The sequence below is a fragment of the bacterium genome, from assembly GCA_031082185.1.
In the GTDB taxonomy this organism is placed as follows: Bacteria; Sysuimicrobiota; Sysuimicrobiia; order Sysuimicrobiales; family Humicultoraceae; genus VGFA01.
Map to the genome: position 1 here is coordinate 94,174 of JAVHLI010000002.1, position 18,125 is coordinate 112,298.

The window sequence follows — 18,125 nt, forward strand, 5'->3', positions numbered from 1 at the left end:
TCTCCCCCGACTATCTTGGGATGGCGTCCTTTTCAAACTGCTCGCTTGCCGCCCGGAAGACCGGCGAGTAACCGTTGAAGCTTCGGAAGGCGCGGCTGACCTCCCGAGGGGTCTGTCCCAGCGCGATGAATCGGGCGCCCAGCGCGGCCGGATTGGGCAGCTCCATTGGTCCGAAGCACCCGTAGCACCCCCTGTTGTAGGCCGGGCAGATTGCGCCGCACCCGGCCTGCGTGGCCGGACCCAGACACGGGATCCCCTGCGCGACCATCACACAGACCGTCCCGTGCCGCTTACACTCGTTGCACACCGAATGTTCAGGAACCGACGGCTTGCGCCCAATCAGCAGCGAGGTGACCAGATCCACAAGCTGCTGCTTGCTGATGGGGCAGCCGCGCAGCTCGAAGTCCACCGGCACGAAGTCACTGATCGGACGCGATCGGTCCAGTGTGTGGATGAACTCGGGGCTGGCGTAGACGGTCCGTGTGAACTCGCCCACATCCGCCCAGTTGCGCAGGGCCTGGATGCCGCCGGCGGTGGCGCACGCGCCGATGGTTACCAGCAGACCGGACTGGCGCCGCACTTCCTTGATTCGCTCGATCTCCTCCTCGGTGGTTACCGAGCCCTCTACCAGGGTCACATCGTAGGGGCCCGGGAGAACCTGCCTGCGCGCTTCGACGAAGTTGGCGATCTCCAGCGCGTCGGCAATGGCGAGCAGAGCATCCTCACAGTCCAGCAGCGAAAGCTGGCAGCCGTCGCATGAAGCGAACTTGAACACCGCCAGGCTGGGCTTGCGCTTCTTTTGGGTGGCCATCAGAACTCCTCCACGGCGAAGAACGGCTCAATGCGATCGTAGCTCAGAACCGGCCCGTCTTTGCACAAAAAAGTCGGGCCGTACTGGCAGCGGCCGCAGAAGGCAACGGCGCACTTCATGTTGCGCTCCAGCGACAGGAAGATACGATCCTTTGGGATACGGCGCGCCAGCGCCTCGTAGACCACAAAGTGCATCATGATCTCCGGGCCGCAAGTGAAAACCGTGGTGCGCTTGGGATCGGGCCGCAGCGCGTAGAACAGAATGGGAACGACGCCCACGCGGCCTTTCCATGTCTCGTCGGCGCGGTCCACCGTAACCACGACCTCGACATCGTGGCTTCGCCACGCGTCGTACTCCTGCGGGTAGAGCAGGTCGGCCGGCTGACGCGCGCCGTTTAGGATGGTCACCTTGCCGTAGTCGGCCCTGTGCCGGAGGACGTGGTAGATGGCCGGGCGCAGTGGGGCCAGGCCGATGCCGCCGGCCACGATTATCAGGTCGTCTCCCACGGCCCGGTCCACGGGCCAGGAGCTGCCGTAGGGACCGCGCAAGCCGATCACGCCGCCGACTTCCATCCTGGAGACGGCCTGGGTTACGTTGCCGGCGATGCGGACCGTGTGACGCAGATCGGCGGGCTCCGCCGGGTCCGAACTGATGGAGATGGCCGCCTCCCCGATGCCGGGCAGGTAAAGCATGTTGAACTGGCCGGGGCGGAAGCTGTATGCCTCGCGCACAGCCGGGTCCCTGAACCCGAGCGTGTACGTCGTGACGCCTTGCGCCTCGGGTTGCACGTGGGTGATCACCGCTGGTTGGGGTACCATGGGATGATCGGTGGCCGGTAGACTTTGGCTCTTGGCCAGGGTTGAATTCATAGCGGGCTCTCCCCTCTTATCGCCGCGAGTTCTTTGGTCAGGTCAATGCCCACGGGGCACCACGTTATGCACCGACCACACCCCACGCACCCCGAGACTCCGTACTGGTCCGTCCACGACGCCAGCTTGTGCGTCAGCCACTGTCGATATCGGGCGCGGGTGTTGGGCCGCAGGTGTCCCCCGAACACGTACGAAAACTCGCGATTGAAGCAGGAGTCCCACGCGCGCACCCGCGCGGCGGTCTCGCCCGCGAGGTCGCTTGTCTCCTGCACGTCCGAGCAGAAGCAGGTGGGACACACCATGGTGCAGTTGGCGCAGGAGAGGCAGCGCTCCGCCACGTTCGCCCAGTGGGGGTGTTCCAGGTTGTCGTATAGCAGGTCAGGCAGGTTCTGGGTGTTGAGCCCTCTACCCATGCGCGTCTGGGCCTCGGCCATTACCTGCCGGGCACGGCTGAGTTCGAAGGCTCCTGCTGGACGCCACTCTACCCCGGAGAGCATCTGGGCACCGAGTGCAGAACCGACCTCAAGCAGGAATACGTCGTCCAGCTCGGTGAGGGCCAGGTCAAAACCCGACGAACACCGAGGGCCCGTCCTCATGGACGCGCAGAAACAGGTGCCGCCCGGCTCGGTGCAGTTCACAGCCAGGACGAAGGCACACTCGCGGCGTGCCTTGTAGTGCGGCTCCTGTACCGGACCATCGAGAAACACCCGGTCCTGCACTGCAATGGCCGCCAGTTCGCACGCTCTCACGCCAACGAAAGCATATCTAGGAGGGGGATCCTTGCTCGTCTCGACACTGAACCCGTCCCCGTTCCGACGCGTGGAAAAGAGCCTCAGCGACGGCGGGTATAGATACCTCTTCCACGAGTGCGGGCCGACGACGAACCCGAAGTGCGCCTGATCGCTGCGGCGATGAAGCCGGTAAGTGCCCGGCGCCTGCTCGTCGGCCCAGCCGACGGGGAGATCAGACAGGTGGGCGATCTCGTCATAGACGATGGCGTCCTCGCGCACGGTCGGGCCGATCAAGCTGTAGCCGGCTCCGCGCAACGCATCAAAGAGTTGCTGCAGAGCGGGCTTTGAGATGACCACCTGCCCGCCAAGAATAGGTGCCTGCTCAGCCATCAACCGTCCCTCACTCTCCCTTGCCTACCGCGTACACGCTCAGAAGTTGCAGGCGTGTCGCGGTCAGGCGGCTGGCAATGACGTGTGACAAGGTACGATAGAGGTAGTAGCCAAGGTGGTGATCCTGCTCGCAGACCGCGCACAGTGCGTCCGCATCTATGGCGATAGCCCGCGTCCGCTGCAGCGCGCGCGCGCTGGCGGTCTTCTTCCCGACAACCGGTACGGCCGCCGACCACCCGAAGACCTCGTGCGTGCCGGCAGTCAGGATAGTAGTGCGGCCGCGGTTGGGGATGTACATCTCCAGAGCCACCAGCCCCTCGACCACCAGGTACAGCCTATCATCGGTTTCGCCTTCACGAAACACGACCTGGTCCTCGGTCCAGGTGACCTCAGTCGCAATCGCGGCCAGCTTCTCCAGATGCTGCGGCTCCAGCGCCCCAAACAATTGCGCGGAGCGTAGTGCCTCGGCGAGAGAGCATGGCTCCATGTCACCACCCCCTTTGACTAGCCCGTCCCTACCCCATCCGCCACCGTCGAGTCCCAACCGGAGGCGTCCTAGGGACGAACCGCATCGCGTGCATTACCATCCTGCTGTTCCTCCACCCATGCGATCCAGCCCTCCAAACCCTCTCCCGTGCGCGCCGAGACGGGAAAGAGCGGTGCCGCGGTGACCTCGCGCAGGCCGGCCGTGAAGGTCTCGAGCGAGAACTCGGTGACCGGTACGAGGTCTACCTTGTTCAGTACAACCGCGTCGGCCCAGGCGAACGTGGACGGGTACTTGTACACCTTGTCGTCGCCCTCGGGAACGCTGGCCACCACGACGCGCAGGTGCTCACCCACATCGTACGCCGCGGGACAAACCAGGTTTCCAACATTCTCTATGAAGAGGACCTGCACCTCCGTCAGAGGCAGATGGCCGATGGCGGCCCGCACCATGCTCGCGTCCAAGTGGCATGCGTTGCCCACCAGGCGGGTCTCGATCTGCACGGCGGGAATGCCGCAGCGGGCAACGCGCTCGGCATCACGGGTCGTGGCGATGTCTCCCTCTACAACCCCGAGTCGGATCCGCGGGTGGAGCAGAGCCGCGGTCCGTTCCAGGAGAGAGGTCTTCCCGCTGCCCGGGGAACCGATCAGGTTGATGGCAGTGATGCCGGCCTGATCGAGCAGGGCGCGGACCTCGGCGGCCAGTGCGTCGTTGGCACGCAGGATGCGCTCCACCACCTCCACGCGCACCGTCATTCTCCCTCCAACCACTCCATGCGAAGATCAGCCCCTTCGGTGGTTCTTAGGTCCAGCACCGCACCACCGGCGCAGCCCTCGCGCAGGATCTCGAACACCTGCATCAGGGCCTCTGCCGCGACGCCGCTTCTGTGACCCACGCAGACCCCCACCGCCGAAACGCTCTTCAGCCCATGCCGCGAAGCCGCGGCCGTGATCTCAGTCAGCAGCGCCTGTGCGATTGCCACCTCGTGCATCCGCCTCTGCCTCAGAAAGTCTGATTTGCCAGGGCCAGCATTCCCCGGGTGTACCGCTCGAGGCTGGCCACCTGCGCCGGGGCAAGCGCGAGGCATGCCCAGCGCCAGTGGAAGGCGATCACGTCGCCCACAGAGACTTCATCCAGGAACTGATCCTTGCCCATAGCGCGGAGCACGCGCTCGCCCTGGGGCTCGCCGAAGGTCAGGCGTCCCCCGCGGAGGACGATCGGCCGGTACGTCACCGTGAAGGCGCCGGGTTCCACGGCATTGACGGTCCCCCAGCTGATGCGGCAGAGATCGAGCGCGGCGTCGCCCTGGGGCAGTCCGGTGCGGAACGACACATCGAACACGTGGAATGCATGGTGGGCGCGCGCGCCGGCGCGCGGCTTGCCCACGAGCAGCTCCATCGTAGCCGGACGCACCCGACCGCTGAACCGCTCGTGAAGGCGCCTGGCGTGAAACGCCCAGTCCACCGTCTCCAGCAGGTCGCTGCCGATCCAGTATGCTTCTACCACACGCGCATCAAACGGATCGGCTATCCCATTGGATTCCGCGATTACCTGGAGGTAGGGTAGGGCGCCGGAAAACGCCTGGAGGTGGCGGCGCAGCCCCTGGTCGGATACGCCTTCACTCATGTAGGCCAGCAGCGCGGCATTAGAGTCGTCACCGCAGTAGCCCAGGTGGTTAGGCATGAAGGCGAACCGGGCAAAGAGCAGCATGCCGTCCAGGACTCCTCCCGCTCCCACCGCGGCAAGAACAGGAGGGTTGACCTGCAACGATCTGGTTGACATCCAGGGCATTCCTCCACGGACATAATAGGATGGGGACCGCAGGCCGCCCATCGGTGCCGCGCACTATGCCCCGCCCATGACGTCCCTAGGGTCTACGCCGGAGGACGCATGGCCGGGTTGAGCCACAGATCAACGTCCTGCCCAACGGCCATCAAGGCCACGGTCACCACGACAATCCCGATCGCCGGGGGAACCGCCCACCAGATCCAGGCACCCGTCAGGAAGAGCAGCGGATACCCAAAGGCCTGATGGAGCACGAGCCCCCAACTCACGCGCCCGGGGTCGGCCAGTCCCAGCAGCCCCAGCGTGGCCTCCATGAGGACCGCCCAGCGCACCGTCAGCAGGAACTTCGTGAACAGGATCGGGGCCACCTCCATGAGGACGATTGCCCGGAGCACGCGTCCTTCCGAAGCCCCCAGCGCGCGGGCCGCCTCAACATACTCCTTCCGTAGGGTCACCGAAACCTGCGCGCGCACCACGCGCGCAAACGCCGCCCATCCGATCAGTGCGAGAGTACCCACGAGCGACCAGAAGCCCGGGCCCCAGAAGACCACCATCAGCACGATGAGCGGCACTTGGGGCAAAGCCAGGAAGAGGTCCACCAGCGCCATGAGCATGCCCTGGCCCCGCCGCCACATGCCGGCGGAGATGCCGACCGCGGCGGAGAGGCCCGTGGACAGGCAGGCGGCAAGAAACCCCACAAGGAGAGAGGTCCGCGCTCCGTAGAGCAGGTGGCTGAACAGGTCCTGCCCCAACGCGTTTGTGCCCAGCCAGAAGCGCGCTCCAGGGGGTTCGGCCGGGTCTCCCGCTATCCGGCCGGGTTCCTCCGGGGACAGCAGGGGCGCGGCCAGCGCCACGAGGATCAGGGCGAGCAGCACCGCGCCTCCGGCGGCGGCTGGGCCGTGTCCGGTGCGCCGGCGCCGCGTGTGGCCGGAAGTGTTCACGCCTGCCCCTCAACACGCGGATCGAGCCTGGCTGCAATGAGATCCAGGAGCAGGTTGACCGTCAGCACCGCCAGGCTGGCGACCAGAAACACGCCCTGCATTAGGGGATAGTCGCGCGCGCTGACCGCTTCGTACAGAAGCAGGCCCATCCCGGGGTAGGCAAAGATGCGCTCGACCACGGCCGCGCCGGCGACGGCCGTACCCAGCCGGAGTCCCAGGAGCGTGGCCACGGGCGGCAGCGCGTTGCGCAGCGCGTGCCAGACGACACGTCCGGAGGTGAGCCCCTTGGCCCGTGCCGTGACCAGGTACCGCTCACCCAACACTGGAACCAGCGCGCTGCGCATCAGCAGGGCAAAGGCCGGGGTGAAGCCGAGGACGAGCGTGAGCCCGGGGAGGGCCGCGTGCCACGCCACATCGAGCAGGCCCCACATCAGACCCGCCTCGCCGGCGAACGGCGTGGTGGCACCCCCGGATGGAAACAACTGTAGGCGAGAAGAGAATACCACAATCAGGACCATCGCGATCAGGAACTCGGGCAGGGCGCCCACACCCACGGTCGCCGCGGTCAGGAGGCGGACGGCCCGGCGGCGCCCGTGCCAGGCGGCCGCCCACCCCAGCACGCCGCCGAGCGCGGCGGCCAGCACGACGGCACTCCCTACAAGAAGGAGCGTCCAGGGCAGCCGCTCCATCACAATGCGGGCAACCGGACGGTGCGACGTCAACGACCATCCCAGATCTCCCCTGGGCAGCCCGGCAAGGTACCTGGCGAGTTGGGCCTGCAGTGGAAGGTCGAGGTGATAGGTGGCGACCAGCGCCTGGTAGGCGGCAGACGGCAGGACCGCCGCCTCGTCGCCGCCCCCGCCTGCCGCCGGACTCCCAGGAAGCAGCCGCGGCACCAGGAAGTTCAACAGGATGACGGTGCACACCAGCCCGACGTAGCGTGCCAGACGTCGCACGGTCGTATCCTTACCCCGGCTACCGCCCCAGGAACGCGAGCTTGTTCTCGATCAGCGGGATCCCGTTCATCAATCCCCCGGCAGTGGCTGTGGGGACGAACTTGCGGCTGTCGTAAACCCAGTAGAACCGCCTGTAGTAGAGCGCCAGGGTAGGAAGTTCGTCCGCGAGGATCTCCTGCATCCTGTAGACGCTCGCGCGGCGGGCGGCCCGATCGAGGGTCCGGGCCTGCCCTGCGGCCAGGCGCTGAAACTCGGGGTGGGTGAACTCCACCGACTGCCCAAAGAGGTTCGCCTCTCCGCCGCCGAGCCACCGCCGCAGGTAGTCGGGGTCCCCTCCGGCCCCGATGTGAAACGTCAACGCTGCCTGGTACTTGCCCTCCGCAACCAGGGCGGCCCTTGTCCGGGCGTCCACGGTGCGCACCGCCACCTCTATGCCGGCGCGCCGCAGCATCTCCTGCACTACCGGCACCACCGGCGAAGGGCTGGCCAGGAGCTCAAACGAGAGGGGCGTGTGGCCTGCCTGCGCGACCAGACTCCGGGCCCTGCTTGGATCGTAGGGATAGGCCCGGACACGCGCGTTATGCCAGCGGTCCGTGGGCGGAACGATGCCCGGGCTTCCAGGAACTCCCGGCCCGCGCGTAACCAGCGTCGCCAGTTGCGTGCGATTGATCCCGTAGGCCACCGCCTGGCGTGCCGCCCTCTGATCGAAGGGCGGCCGTTCCAGGTTGAACAGCAGCCGCGCGACCGACAGGGGCTCGCTCTGCCAGACCCGCAGGTATGGGTGGCCGGAGAACGCGCGCACCACGTCGTACGTATCGGACATCGCCGCGTCGGATTGGCCGCTCTGAACCGCCAGCAACTGCCGCTCCGCGGGAATGACCGTGTACTGAATCTCTTCGAACTTGGGCCGGCCCCGGAAGTACCGCCGGTTGGCCTCAAACCGGTACTCTCCGGTTCCCGGCCGGTACTCTGCCAGCCGATACGGCCCTGAGCCGGTCGCCATACCCAGACCCTGCGCCTTACGCGGCTCGCCCACCCCTTCCCAAACGTGCGCCGGAATCACGGGAACGATCCCAGCGACGTCCTCGAGGAAAGGAGCGAAATGTTCGCGGAGTACGAAGGTCACGGTGTACGGGCCGTTCGTGGTAACCTCCGCAACGACGGATGTATCAACCCAGACAAAGGGGTGGGTGCGGTAGTACTCAAAGGAAAACTGCACGTCGCGGGCCGTCAGCGGCCGGCCGTCGTGCCAGACCACGTCCGGGCGCAGGGTAAACGTCCACCGCCTGCCGTCGCGGGAGATCCGCCAGGATTCCGCCAGCCAGGGAATCACGCCGGTGTGATCCTTCCACACCAGGGTGTCGTAGAGGAGCGAAAGGCGTACTACCCCGCCCGGTCCCAGCGTTGAAACAGCAAACGGCGTCGGAAACCCTACGTCCGTCCACCACACCAGCCGCAGCGGCCCGGCAGGCAGCGCCCCTGCGCTCTCCGAGACGGTAATCAGGAGCAGCAGCGACACGACGAACGTTGCCACGTGACGGCGCGCACACGCGGGGCGAACGGGTTGGAAGCGGATCATTGCGCTAAGGGCGGATCCTGCCCTGCCATCTCGGCCAGAAGCCCGAGGATTTCTGCCGCCTCGTCTGGGGGGACCTCGCGGATTGCGGCCCCATAGACCACAATGACGTACGCTCCTGGGGCAAGTTCACCGACAAGGTGGGTCGTAATGGTACGCTCCCCGTCCGGGCCCTCTGCTAGGGCCTTTCCGGGTCCGAGAACCCTGGTTATGCGGAGCGGCAATGCCAGACACATGTCTCTGGAGGTGAAGTATTGCACATTGGGTCAGGCGGGGGAATACTCTCCCGGCTGGATGGACGCACCAGGGTCGGTGCGAAACTCCTGGCGGGGTGGCGGCACAGTCTCCGCATCGGTTGTCCGACGGGGGGTGAGGAGTGTCCGCACCACCACCGTCGCCAGGATTGCCCTTACCGCGCCGCGGATTCCCAGGCGCGGGAGTAGGTAGAGTACCGCCGCTTCCCCCTGGTCGCGTCCGATTCCGACGGCGGGGCGGCGAGGTGCAGCACCGGGAATCCCCCTTCGCTGAGCGCTTCGACGAGGTGCAAGGGGTACGGCACGGCCACGCGCACGACGGCCAGCCTGCGGTCGCACTGCTGATAGGTGGCCAGCGAGTCGAGAGGAACACCGGCTCCGTCGGCGATGGCCGCGAGCCCGGCGATGGCGTTAGCGCGGCCAGAGAGATCCACCACCAGCCGTGCGCCACCCTGGCGCAGGCCGGTGAGGTCAATGAACGCCTCAAAGATGTCGCTCTCGGTAACCACACCCAGCAGTGACCGCTTCTCGACGACCGGCAGCCCGCCGATCTTCTCGCGCCGCATGATCACCGCGGCGGCCTCGATCGGCGCGTCGGGCCCGATCGTCATGGGACCTGGGCTCATGATCGCGCGTACCGCGGTCCGTTCCAGGAAGGCTGAGGCCGCCTCGGCATCCACCCCTGCAACGAGGGAGGGCTGCGCGCGCATCAGGTCGGTCCAGGTAACGATTCCCACAAGCCGGCTTCGCTGCAGCACAGGGAGTCGGCGGATCCCGAGTCGGCGCATCATACCGAGGGCTTCGGCCAGTGAGGTACTGGTCTCCGCCGTGATCGCCGGAGTGCTCATCCGATCGCGAACAAGCATGATATCCAAACCCCGCCGCCCCAAAGGCGTAGGTGCGGTTGGCTCCATCGTAGGAAAGCCACTGGACGGCACAATAGGGTTCTGGACGGATATTGGCCGAGCTTCAGTCTGAGGGCGGCTCAGGGACTCCTGCGTGCGATCACGATGGACAGTACTAGCAGCACCACCCACAGTCCCGCGCTCAGTGCGCACCAAGCGCAGACCGCCTGCAGCACGGCCACCTGCAGCCAGGTAAGGTAGGCGGAAAAGGTCGCGCCGAACACCGCGAGGCCAAATAGAACAGGGGACGCCCAGGACCTAACCGACGCGCGGGACGCGGCCACGATCGCTACGAAGGCGACCGCCACATAGAGCGTCAACCCCAGGGCTGCGTTCGGGATTCCGAGGAACCGCGCATAGGAACTGGTGGCGACCTCGGCGCAGGGACCTGCCAGGCACACGGGCGCGATGTTCCGCGCATAGCTGATGAGCAGGTATCCGGAAACCGCGATTCCGGCCACTGCGACCGCTGCCGCTGCCGGCCAGGCGCGGCTCGATCTACCGGCGACGGATACGCGGACGGCGTTGGCGCGGACGGTGTTAGCGCGGGCGCGCGGCTTCGATGGCGGCACGAAACGCCTCAATGGGTTGAGCGCCTACGATCGTCCGGCCGCCCACGAAACTGGTCGGGGTACCCTGTACGCCGCGTCGCAGCCCCTCATTCCGGTCGGCGTCCACGCGGGCGCGCATCTGCCCACTGCGCAGGCAGCGGGTGAACGCCGCCTGGTCGAGACCTATCTCGCGAGCAGCGGATTCCAGGTCCCCGGCCCCGCGCAGCTCACCTCGGGGCAGTCGCGCAAACAGCGCGCCGTGGTACGCCCAGAACTTGCCCTGGTCGGCTGCGCACAGGCTGGCCTCGGCGGCCTGCTCAGAAAGCGGGCCTCCCACCGGGAACTGCCGGTACACCATCCGGACGATCCCAGTGTTGACGTACTCGGACACAATGAGCGGCTCAACCGTCTCGGCCAGGACACCACAGTACTTGCACCGGAAGTCCGAGAAGATCTCAAGCGTCACCGGCGCATCAGGGCGCCCGCGCGCCGTGCCGGTAGCCGCTTCCGGCGCGGGCCGCGAAGGTACTGCCGCCTGAGGCGCCGCGGTCCTCCAGTGGAGCACTGCCGCACCGATCGCACCGGAAACGGCCACAACTCCAATGATGGCCCACAGGCCTCGCCGGGAACGGTGTCCGGATCTCATCATTCCCTGGACCCTCTGACGGTGAAGACAGGGACTTCGGCGTGTCGGACCACGTGCTCGGCCACGCTCCCGAACAGTAGGTGCGCAAGTCCGGTGCGTCCGTGCGTGCCCATCACGATCAGGTCGGCCCCAACCTCCTTGACAACCTCAAGGATCTCGTGACGCGGCGTGCCCTCCCTGATCACGGGCGTCGCTCCCGGCACGCGCGCGACCACCGCCGCCATCTCCGTGCGCGCCTCTTCACGCATCTGGTCCAGCAGCGATTCCGGAGGCGGCGGAACCATGACGCCGCCGGGACCACCCATAATGGCGCTCACCGACACGTCAATCACGCTGAGCAGGACGATCTTCGCACCGAATGCTCCGGCGAGTACCTGAGCCCACTCGACCGCAGCCGCGGACCCGGTGGAGAAGTCAACCGGTACCAGAATGGTGCTTATGCGAGGTGGCATGCTTGCACCTCCGTAGTTCGCGCGCGTGGCCGTATTCTACCAGACGAAAGGGAGCAACGCACCTGCCCGCCTATGATGGCGCCAGGAGGATCTTGACGGCGCGGTGCCGCCGCTTGTCGAGAGCCACCTCGATCGCGCGGTGGAACTCCGCCAGGGGAAACCGGTGCGTGATCAGTGGTCGCAGGTCCACGCCACCGGTCGCCAGCAAGTCCATGGCCAGGTCCATGGACCGGACCACGCGGCCGTCCACCCGTTCGTGCGAGTAGACGAAGCCCCCATGTAGCGCGATCTCGCGCAGCCAGATCGGGGTCCAGTCCACGCCCCGCGGAACCGCTGCCAGCCCCAGCAGCACAACCCTGCCCCCGGCCCGCGTCAGGCGGAATGCATCGGCGATGCTGCGCCCGGTTCCCACGCACTCCAGCGTAACGTCCGCGCCTCCTGTCAGCACCGGCGGCCCCAGCAGGGGTTTCAGTATTCTGGAACCCGTGAGTGAGGCGATCTCCCGGTAGTGGGCGTCCCCGGCAGGGGCAATCACCGCCGAGGCCCCAAAGCGGCGCGCCAGGTCGGCCTGATGCGGGTACCGCGCCAGGACGATGGCCTTCGATCCCGGCCGGAGCGCGCGCAGCGCCGCCACAGTTGCAAGCCCGATCGCTCCTGCGCCGGCCACCAGCACCGTCTCCGCGTCTGGGGGCACGAACCTAAGGATGGCGTGCACCGCCACTGCCAGCGGCTCCACGAGGATGGCCTGCTCATCGGAGACATGGGCAGGGACGGAGACAAGTTGGGAGCGATGGGCGACCATCACTTCGCCCCATGCACCACCGGTGTCGCGGCAGGCGCCCTGTCCGAGCCCAGGAGAGATGCACCCCTCGGCGAACCGGCTGCACAGGTTGTAGTCGCCTCGCGCGCAGGCCACACATGGATCGGCGAAACCGCGCGCCGCGCACGCGAGTACCGGCTCCACCACAACCCGGCTGCCCACCGTCACGCCCGCATCAGGACCGACCTCCACCACGGTGCCGACGTTCTCGTGCCCGATGACGAACGGCATCGAGGCGTATACCGTGGCATACGGGCTCGTTTCCAGGAGCACCACATGCAGGTCGCTCCCGCAGACTCCGCCCAGGTGCACGCGCACCTTAACCCAGTCAGGTCCGGGCAGGCGGGGTTCGGGGATGTCGGTCAGACGGACCGGGCTCAACCGGCTCCAGAACGCGGGCCGCCAGAAGCGGCCCAGGGCGCGCGCAGCCAGGTATCTGGGGATCGTGATGTTGGAAACGACGGCCTTCACGTGGTTACTCTTCAATACGGTCGGGACGCGACCCTCCTGGCCGGCGGTACTCCTGGGCCGTGTTGACGTTGTGCAGCGTGCGCAGGCCTGGGTCAACGGCCTCCAGTTCTGCCGCCGTCACCTGGCGCACGCGCAGTGCCCCGAGGACGGCCCACATGCGCCTTTCTCCCGCCGCCAGCTGCGCCTCGAATAGGGGCAGCGTCCCCGTGGCATAGACGGCGTGCAGGGGGTGCCAGCGACCCTCCACCCTGGGAACGGCCGCGTCAAAGCCTTCTGCCAGCCCGACCAGGAGCCGCACCGCATCCGGCGAGAGGTACGGCATGTCGCACGCCGCCACGAACGCCCAGGGCGTCGTTACCGCCCATAGACCGCTGCAGACGCCTACCATCGGCGCCTGGACGGCAGACCTGTCCGGAATCACGTGGAGCCCCAGGTGCCCGTAGGCCGATGGCTCCTTGGCGACGATCAACACTTCGGAACAGCACGCGCAGAGGACGCGGATCACCCGCTGGATCATCGGCACGCCTTCGACCTCGACAAAGGCCTTGTCGGCCCCCATGCGCCTGCTGGCGCCTCCAGCCAGAACCACCCCGGTAAGTCCGGGCGTCAGACTCATGGGGGAGTCACCTTGCGCACGACCAGGTCGGCAACCGCTTCCAGATCCTGCCAGGTGAACACCGGAGCGCCACCGCCCTCTGCGCCGCAGGCAGGTCCGTCGCTCACTATCGCGATGATCGGGCCCGCGGGCTGCGGTCGGTCCTGCGTAACACCTTCCCTGATCACGAGGATCTTCGGCCAGGGTGACCCGCTGTATCCTTCCACCAGGACCAGGTTCGCGTGGCGCAATCCTGCCAGTACCTGCACCACCGGCGGATCGCCCTCAAAGGGCCGCCGGTACACGGCGCCGCCCGGACCTGCCAGCACGGTCTCGATCGCGCCTGCCTGTTCCGCGCGCCAGGTGTCCGTTCCCTCATCGTCAACCGACCGCATGTGCGCGTGGTGCTTCACAACCGCGACCGTCAGGCCGCGCCGGCGCAGAGGCGGGATCAGCCGCTCAATCAAGGTGGTCTTGCCGCTCCCGGATCCGCCGACCACACCCAGGACAGCCGGTCCTCCGCCATCGGCGGTGCGCAGTCCGGCCGGCACGAGGAGCCGGACGGTAACCCGAGCACCCGCGGGAAGATCGGAGTCCCCTGGCTCGATCACGATGAGGGCGTTGGCCTCGCTCGCCGAGCGCAGCGTCGAGGTCCCCTGCCGGGTGAGCGGGGCGACCTCGATGCCGAAAGCGGAGTGGGCTGCCCGGCCCCACAAGAAGCGGCGGCGCCCTGGTTTCACGCGCAGCGCACTCGCCAGCGTGGCCGTCACAACGTCGCGGTGGATCTCGCGATGGCCCATCATCGCGCACAGCGCCGGGCGCACCAGCACTTCGAAGGCGATGCGGGCCGCCCCGGGCGTGCCGGGAAGCGCAAACACCGGCCGCGCGCCGACCAGCCCAAATGCCACCGGCGAGCCCGGCTTCATCCGGACGCCGGCGAACTTCATCTCAACGCCGAGCCGGCGGAGGGCGGTTCTCACCAGGTCGCGCTCGCCGACCGATGCCCCGCCGCAGATCATCAGGGCATCAGCCGCCAGCCCCTCCCGGATCCTCTCCCCGAGAACTGCCAGATCGTCCGGCGCTATCCCCAGCTGGAGCGGCGCCGCGCCCAGCGCCGCCACCTCGGCGGCCAGGGCAACTGAGTTGCTCTCGCGCACCTGTCCGGGGCCCAAGGATGACCCTGCCGGCACGAGCTCGTCGCCCGTGGCCAGGATGGCCACCGACGCGCGCCTGAATACCGGCACGCTGCTGCGCCCGATCGCGGCAATAAGAGCCAGGTCTCCTCCCCCCAGGATGGTCCCCACATGGAGAACGGCCTCGCCGGCACGTGCCTCTTCCCCTGCTGGGAGGACGTGGCGGCCGCGCTCGACCGGCTGGGCGATCGTCACCCGATCACCGCTGCGGCGGAGCAGTTCCTGGGGCACGACCGCATCGGCGCCCGCCGGCACCGGCGCTCCGGTGGCGATGCTGACGGCGGTGCCAGGCTCCAGGGGCTGGGTCCACACCTGGCCCGAGAAGATGGCGCCGACCACCTCCAGGGAGACCGGCGCGCCGTCGGATGCCCTGGCCAGGTCGTCGGCCCGCACGGCCACGCCATCCATGGCCGCCCGTGGGAAGGGCCAGAGGTCCTCGGTGGCCAGGACGGTCTCTGCCAGCACCCGCCCTGCGGCCTCGGAGAGCGGCACCTCCTCGACGGGCTGCCGGGAGACAGACCGCAGGATGAGAGCAAGCGCGTCCTCGACGTGGGTGACAGGCAGGTTCAAGGCGTCCCTCCTCAAGGCGGCAGCATCGGCCGCTGCTCTCACTAGACTATGGGAGGTCGGGGCGTCTGACCATAGGCGGGGCCGGGGCCGCGTTGTTCGGAGTGCGTTCCACTGAATGTGGCTACTTGACCACCGGGAAGTTCTGCGCGTTCCACTCGCGCATCCCCAGCGCCATGCCCTTCACGTTCCTGTAGCCCATGGTGCTGAGCGCCATGACCACGTACGAGGACCGCAGACCGGACCCGCAGATGACGATGATCTCGGCGTTCCGGTTGGATGGGATCTTGCCCAGGTTCCTGGGGAACGTCCTTACCGGCATCAGCACCGCGCCCTGGATGTGGCCGGTGGCGGTCTCGGTTGCCTCGCGCACGTCCACCAGGAACGGCTTCTCGCCCGCGTCCATCTTGGCCTTGAGCGCCGGGGGCGTCAGGCTCAGGAAGTCGGCCGGTAGGTTGGCGATGAACGCGAACATCGCCTTCTGGACCGCCGGCGTCTGGGCCACGGCAGCCGGGGCCGCTGCCAGTGCCACGAGCATTGCAACGATCGCGATTCTCTTGAACACTCTCTTCATCCTCCTCCGCTATCTTGGCTGCATCGGTCTGGGCGGCGCGGTTGCCACCCGGCCGTTGGCCTGCGAGCCCTGGCGGCAGCGCGATCAGGAGGACTGCGGCAACCAGCGCGGCAAGTGCAGTGTTCCGCCCGAGTCGCACCATCTCAACCCAGATCGTATCCGCGCCTCGCGATTCTCGCGGGCGCCATCCGGAAGCAGAACGAGTGCGCGCTGTTCCGGGTGTTCAGTGATCGGGCCTTTCAATCTCACCATCATGTTGGCCTGCGCCGGGTTCCAATCGAGCATCACCCTGGCGGAGGCGCGATCCGCACCCGTGCGTCCGCCACAGCGGCGCCCTGCCCCTCCGCGTACACAAACAGGGGATTGATGTCGAGCTCCACTACCTCCGGGCAATCAACCGCCAGCTGGGACAGGCGCAGGAGGCACTCGACTATGGCCTCCATGTCCGACGGGGGCTCGCCGCGGACGCCCTGCAGGATGGCCGCGGTGCGGGTCTCCTCGACCATACGCCGGGCACCCAGCTCCCGCACCGGCGCCAGGCGGAAGGTGACGTCCTTCAGGACCTCCACGTATATCCCGCCCAGTCCGAACATCAACACCGGGCCGAACTGCGCGTCGTGACTGATCCCCAGGATCACCTCATGCCCCTTGCGCGCCATCGCCTGAACCAGCACTCCATCCAACGCCGCGTCGGGGTGGTGCTTGCGTATCGAGACCATCATAGTTTCGTAGGCAGCGGCGACCTCGGCCGCGGTCCCGAGGTTGAGGCGCACCCCGCCCACGTCCACTTTGTGAATGATCTGCGGGGAGAGGATCTTGAGTGCCACCGGAAGGCCGATCTCCAGCGCGCGCTCCGCCGCCTCGCCGGCGCTGGTGGCCACTGCCCACGGCAGCAGCGGAAGCCGGTAGGCCTCCAGCAACTCCAGGGCAGCCGACTCCGACAGAAACCCCGGCTGCGCACCGGCGATGATCTGCCGCGCGCGGTTTCGGTCCACGTCGTCGAAAGCTACGTAATCGGTGCGGGGCCGCCCGATCCACGAGACGTACCGCGCCATCGCGGCCAGCGTCCGCGCGATCGCCTCAGGGAAAGGGTAGTGCGGGATCCCGGCCTCCACCAGGCGGGCAACGCCCAATTCCACGGCCAGGGCGCCAACGAACGAGGCCAGTACCGGCTTCCCGGAGGCGCGCGCCCGTCGGATGACAGCATCGGCCGCGGCCTCAACGTCAATGGTCGCCTGGCGGGTCACCAGCACCACGCCCGCGTCCACCGACGGGTCGGCCAGCACCGCCTCGAGGGCGGCGTCGTACCGGCGGTCGTCCGCGTCGCCGATGATGTCAAGGGGGTTGCCAACGTGGGCTTCGCCGGGCACGACGCGCCGCAGCGCCCCGATCGTCACATCCGAGAGCTTGCTCATCTCCAGGCCCTGCCGTATGCAGGCGTCCGTGGCCAGGATGCCGGGGCCGCCGGCATTGGTGACAATCGCGACGCGCCTCCCCTTGGGCAGCGGCTGGCGCGAGAACGCGGCCGCGTAGTCGAACAGCTCCTCGATGCTCTCGACCCGCAGCACGCCGGCCTGGGCGAAGATGGCCTCGTAGACCTGGTCGGAGCCGGCCAGCGACCCGGTGTGGCTCGAGACCGCCCTGGCACCGGCCGCGGTGCGACCCGCCTTGAGCACGAGGACGGGCTTGGGAGGCGACTGCTCGCTGATCTCGCGGGCGGTCTCGATGAAGCGCCGCCCCTCGCTCAGCTCCTCCACATAGAGCAGGATGACTTGCGTGTCCGGGTCGGCGGCCAGCACCTCCAGCAACTCCAGCTCGGTCACGTCCGCCTTGTTGCCGAGATTGAAGACCTTTGAAAACCCGATGCGCTTGGTGCGGGCGTAGTCGAGCGCGGCCGCGGTGAGCGCGCCGGACTGCGATAGGAAACCGATGTTGCCGGCGTCGGGGAGCTGCGAGGCGAAGGTCGCGTTCAACCGAACGTCTGGGGCGGTGTTGATTACGCCCAGGCAGTTAGGTCCGATCAGGGCAAAACCCCAACGCGCAACCCGCTCGCGAACCAGATCCTCCCGCTTCCGGCCCTCCTCCCCCACTTCGCGGAACCCGCCTGAAATCACCACCACGCCGCGCACCCCGGCGCGGCCGCACTCGTCCAGCACTCCCGGTACCAGGGGGGCCGGGGTGATCACCACTGCCAGGTCTACGGGATCCGGAACCTCCAAGACCGACGGATAGGCCCGTACCCCGCTGATCGCGCGGGCAGTGGGATTTACCGGATGCACCGCGCCCTGGAACCCTCCGGTAAGGATGTTGTGGAAGATCGCGTGCCCCACCTTGGCCGGATCGCGGGAAGCGCCGATGACGGCTATGGTTGAGGGTCGAATGACGGCTGTCAGGTCGCGTCTCTTAAGCATCATTTGCATCACCCCTGTTCGTATTCGCCGTCCACGGGCGAGCCCCCTGGAAAGACGTGACGGTGGCAACGAGGTATGGGCCCCTCTGAAAAGCAGGAATAGGGTGGCCGCCGTATTCTCTTACTAGGCCGGCTGAAGTGAAA

19 protein-coding genes are annotated in these 18,125 nt (G+C 67.4%); all 19 read right to left on the minus strand.

The genetic code is table 11. The features are described from left to right. Nucleotides 1-10 precede the first annotated feature (10 nt). Nucleotides 11-811 (minus strand): oxidoreductase, encoded by an 801-nt coding sequence (locus RDU83_02830; GenBank protein MDQ7839945.1) that lies wholly within the window; start codon nucleotides 809-811, stop codon nucleotides 11-13. Beyond that, nucleotides 811-1,680, minus strand: a complete 870-nt coding sequence (locus tag RDU83_02835) for an FAD/NAD(P)-binding protein (protein ID MDQ7839946.1) — start codon at nucleotides 1,678-1,680, stop codon at nucleotides 811-813. Before RDU83_02835 ends, RDU83_02830 begins: the two co-directional genes overlap by 1 nt. Further along, on the minus strand, nucleotides 1,677-2,801 hold the full coding sequence (locus RDU83_02840; protein ID MDQ7839947.1) for a 4Fe-4S dicluster domain-containing protein: 1,125 nt from the start codon (nucleotides 2,799-2,801) through the stop codon (nucleotides 1,677-1,679). The genes RDU83_02835 and RDU83_02840 overlap by 4 nt, the downstream gene beginning before the upstream one ends. Nucleotides 2,802-2,811: 10 nt before the next feature. Continuing rightward, nucleotides 2,812-3,288 (minus strand): Crp/Fnr family transcriptional regulator, encoded by a 477-nt coding sequence (locus RDU83_02845; protein MDQ7839948.1) that lies wholly within the window; start codon nucleotides 3,286-3,288, stop codon nucleotides 2,812-2,814. 68 nt (nucleotides 3,289-3,356) lie between these two features. After that, the gene (gene hypB, locus RDU83_02850) at nucleotides 3,357-4,040 is read right to left on the minus strand and encodes a hydrogenase nickel incorporation protein HypB (GenBank protein MDQ7839949.1); all 684 of its coding nucleotides are present in this window, start codon (nucleotides 4,038-4,040) and stop codon (nucleotides 3,357-3,359) included. Further along, nucleotides 4,037-4,276 (minus strand): hydrogenase maturation nickel metallochaperone HypA, encoded by a 240-nt coding sequence (locus RDU83_02855; GenBank protein ID MDQ7839950.1) that lies wholly within the window; start codon nucleotides 4,274-4,276, stop codon nucleotides 4,037-4,039. Before RDU83_02855 ends, hypB begins: the two co-directional genes overlap by 4 nt. An 11-nt stretch (nucleotides 4,277-4,287) precedes the next feature. Next, complete coding sequence (locus RDU83_02860; protein MDQ7839951.1) at nucleotides 4,288-5,067, minus strand: DUF6390 family protein; 780 nt, start codon at nucleotides 5,065-5,067, stop codon at nucleotides 4,288-4,290. Between the two features lie 92 nt (nucleotides 5,068-5,159). Beyond that, nucleotides 5,160-6,011, minus strand: a complete 852-nt coding sequence (locus RDU83_02865; GenBank protein MDQ7839952.1) for an ABC transporter permease — start codon at nucleotides 6,009-6,011, stop codon at nucleotides 5,160-5,162. Then, complete coding sequence (locus RDU83_02870) at nucleotides 6,008-6,967, minus strand: ABC transporter permease (GenBank protein ID MDQ7839953.1); 960 nt, start codon at nucleotides 6,965-6,967, stop codon at nucleotides 6,008-6,010. Before RDU83_02870 ends, RDU83_02865 begins: the two co-directional genes overlap by 4 nt. Nucleotides 6,968-6,986: 19 nt before the next feature. Beyond that, complete coding sequence (locus RDU83_02875) at nucleotides 6,987-8,501, minus strand: ABC transporter substrate-binding protein (GenBank protein MDQ7839954.1); 1,515 nt, start codon at nucleotides 8,499-8,501, stop codon at nucleotides 6,987-6,989. A 451-nt stretch (nucleotides 8,502-8,952) separates the two neighbouring features. Continuing rightward, entirely contained in the window at nucleotides 8,953-9,663 is a 711-nt protein-coding gene (locus RDU83_02880; protein MDQ7839955.1) for a CBS and ACT domain-containing protein, read from the minus strand. 119 nt (nucleotides 9,664-9,782) lie between these two features. After that, a complete protein-coding gene (locus RDU83_02885; protein MDQ7839956.1) occupies nucleotides 9,783-10,274 on the minus strand; it encodes a vitamin K epoxide reductase family protein in 492 nt (163 codons plus the stop codon). Further along, entirely contained in the window at nucleotides 10,243-10,719 is a 477-nt protein-coding gene (locus RDU83_02890) for a thioredoxin domain-containing protein (GenBank protein ID MDQ7839957.1), read from the minus strand. Before RDU83_02890 ends, RDU83_02885 begins: the two co-directional genes overlap by 32 nt. A 179-nt stretch (nucleotides 10,720-10,898) precedes the next feature. After that, on the minus strand, nucleotides 10,899-11,351 hold the full coding sequence (locus tag RDU83_02895; protein MDQ7839958.1) for a universal stress protein: 453 nt from the start codon (nucleotides 11,349-11,351) through the stop codon (nucleotides 10,899-10,901). A gap of 70 nt (nucleotides 11,352-11,421) precedes the next feature. Beyond that, nucleotides 11,422-12,642, minus strand: a complete 1,221-nt coding sequence (locus RDU83_02900; protein ID MDQ7839959.1) for an alcohol dehydrogenase catalytic domain-containing protein — start codon at nucleotides 12,640-12,642, stop codon at nucleotides 11,422-11,424. Nucleotides 12,643-12,646: 4 nt separating this feature from the next. After that, on the minus strand, nucleotides 12,647-13,258 hold the full coding sequence (locus RDU83_02905) for a molybdenum cofactor guanylyltransferase (GenBank protein MDQ7839960.1): 612 nt from the start codon (nucleotides 13,256-13,258) through the stop codon (nucleotides 12,647-12,649). Further along, on the minus strand, nucleotides 13,255-15,000 hold the full coding sequence (gene mobB, locus RDU83_02910) for a molybdopterin-guanine dinucleotide biosynthesis protein B (protein MDQ7839961.1): 1,746 nt from the start codon (nucleotides 14,998-15,000) through the stop codon (nucleotides 13,255-13,257). The genes RDU83_02905 and mobB overlap by 4 nt, the downstream gene beginning before the upstream one ends. A gap of 121 nt (nucleotides 15,001-15,121) precedes the next feature. Then, nucleotides 15,122-15,562 (minus strand): rhodanese-like domain-containing protein, encoded by a 441-nt coding sequence (locus tag RDU83_02915; GenBank protein ID MDQ7839962.1) that lies wholly within the window; start codon nucleotides 15,560-15,562, stop codon nucleotides 15,122-15,124. A gap of 293 nt (nucleotides 15,563-15,855) precedes the next feature. After that, the gene (locus tag RDU83_02920) at nucleotides 15,856-17,985 is read right to left on the minus strand and encodes an acetate--CoA ligase family protein (protein MDQ7839963.1); all 2,130 of its coding nucleotides are present in this window, start codon (nucleotides 17,983-17,985) and stop codon (nucleotides 15,856-15,858) included. Nucleotides 17,986-18,125 lie beyond the last annotated feature (140 nt).